The following is a 2144-nucleotide window of genomic DNA, read 5'->3' on the forward strand; positions in this document are numbered from 1 at the left end:
CGGCCGGGCCGGGCGCGCGCGGCTGGCCGGTCGCCGCGGCGGTCGCCCTGATCCTGGTGCTCACCGCCACCGCGGCGTCCCGGGCGTACGGGGACGGGCCGGTCGGCGCCACGCTCGGCGGGTACGCGCTGCCCTGGGCCGCGGTGGCCGGTGCGCTCGCGGTCGCGTCCGGCGATCCGGTCGGCCCGATCCCCGGCCTGCGCTGGGTGGGTGCCCCGGAACTGCTTGTCGGCTCGGTGGCGCTGCTGCTGGTGGCGGTGCTCGGCCTGCTCGGCGTGGCCAGCCGGTCCCGCGTCTTCGTGGCCGGGGTGACAGTCGGCGTGGCCGGCGTGGCGGCAGCGCTCGGCGGGCTGCTGCTCGACCCGGACGGCACCGCCGCTGTCCTGCTCGCCGTGCTGGTGTTCGCGCTCGGCGGGCTGCCGCTGCTGGCCATCCGGGTCGGCAAGCTGCCGCTGCCGCCGCTCACCCTGCCCAGCCCGGCCGGCACCCGGGACCTGCCGGACCGGGGCCGGGTGCACGCGGCGGTGGCGCGCGCCGAGGAGGTGCTCACCGGGATGCTGCTCGGCCACGCGGTGCTCGCCGTCGGCGCGGTCGCGGTGCTCGTCTCCGTCGGCCGGACCGCCGGGCTGCTGCTCGCCGCCGTCGCCTGCGGGGTGCTGCTGCTGCGCTCCCGCCTGTTCGTGGCGGTACGGCACCGGGTGCCGGCGATCGTCGCCGGGTTGACCGGGTTCGCGCTGCTGGGGGTGGTGCTGGCCGGCCGAGCCGGTCCGGGTGCCCGGCTCGCGCTGACTGTGGGCGGGCTGGCCCTGGCCCTGACGGCGGTCACCGCCGGCGCCACGTACGCCCGGCGGCCCGTCTCCCCGTACCTCGGCCGGCTGGCCGATCTGACCGACACCGCGCTCGTGGTCGCTGTGGTGCCGGTGGCCTGCGCGGTGCTCGGCCTCTACGACCGGGCCCGCGACCTGCTCGCCTGAACACGCGGAGGCCGGGTCGCGACGCGCGACCCGGGCCCCCGGCAAGCATGATCGTCAGTGCAGCGTCTCGCCGCGCTCCTCGGCCTCCTTGGCGCGCCGGTACGACGCGGCGATCTCCGCCTCGGCCTCGACCCGGCCCACCCAGGTCGCGCCCTCGACCGACTTGCCCGGCTCCAGGTCCTTGTAGACCTCGAAGAAGTGCTGGATCTCCAGCCGGTCGAACTCGCCCAGGTGGTGGATGTCGCGCAGGTGCTCCTGACGCGGGTCCTCGTAGGGCACGCAGAGGACCTTGTCGTCGCCGCCCTTCTCGTCCGTCATCCGGAACATGCCGATGGTGCGGCAGCGGATCAGGCAGCCCGGGAACGTCGGCTCCGGCACCAGCACCAGCGCGTCCAGCGGGTCGCCGTCCTCGCCCAGGGTGCCCTCGATGAACCCGTAGTCGGCCGGGTACTGCGTGGAGGTGAAGAGGGTGCGGTCCAGCCGGATGCGGCCGGTCGCGTGGTCTACCTCGTACTTGTTCCGGTGACCCTTGGGGATCTCAACCGTGACGTCGAAATCCATCTTCCACGCTCCCTCGTTTGCCCACGCTGGCTAACGGAAACCAGCGGCTCACCCCCGGCGCGGGGTGAACGCCCCCCGTCGGCTCCGGCCGCCGCATAGTGTTCGGACCGAAGTAGTGTCGCCCAAGGCGATTTCGAGCGGGGAGGAGGGGGCCGTGGGGAGGGAAGATTCACACTACCGCCCCGAGAGGGTTGACGGGCGTGGGTCCGCCGGTTCCGGTTCCGGCGGGGCCACCGGACGGGTGTCCGTCCCGGGGGCCAACGTCCCTCATCGTCCCTCTCCGGCCACCGGGTCCGCCCGCGTCGGCCCGCCCCACCACGGCCCCGGCCCGCTGCATCACGGCTCCGGCCCGGCGAGCGGCTCGGCCCGCGTCGGGCCGCCGCACGATCCCACGGCTGCGCTGAGCCGGCCCGGCGCGCCGGACTCGATCCCGGTCAGCCCGCCGGTCCCACCGGTCGGCGCCGCGCCGCCCGCACCCTCCGGGCCGCCCTCGGGCCGGGGGGGGGGCGGGCGCGGCGGGGCGGGGGGGGGGGGGGGGTGGGGGGCGGGGGGGGGGGGGGGGGGGGGGGCCCCCCCCCCACCGCCCGCGCGACGAGCTGCATGTTGGAC

General features: G+C 76.7%; 2 protein-coding genes. One reads left to right on the plus strand and one right to left on the minus strand.

Going from position 1 to position 2144, the window contains the following annotated elements:
* On the plus strand, positions 1-974 hold a 974-nt coding region (gene eccD, locus AC2CHG_RS31105), incomplete at its 5' end, for a type VII secretion integral membrane protein EccD (protein ID WP_484526174.1).
* A 54-nt stretch (positions 975-1028) separates the two neighbouring features.
* Here the strand turns inward: eccD and AC2CHG_RS31110 are convergent.
* Positions 1029-1535, minus strand: coding sequence for an inorganic diphosphatase (locus tag AC2CHG_RS31110; protein ID WP_013288994.1), 507 nt, complete (start codon positions 1533-1535; stop codon positions 1029-1031).
* Between the last annotated feature and the right edge of the window lie 609 nt (positions 1536-2144).

This window comes from Micromonospora sp. ATLC20 (genome assembly GCF_057196585.1).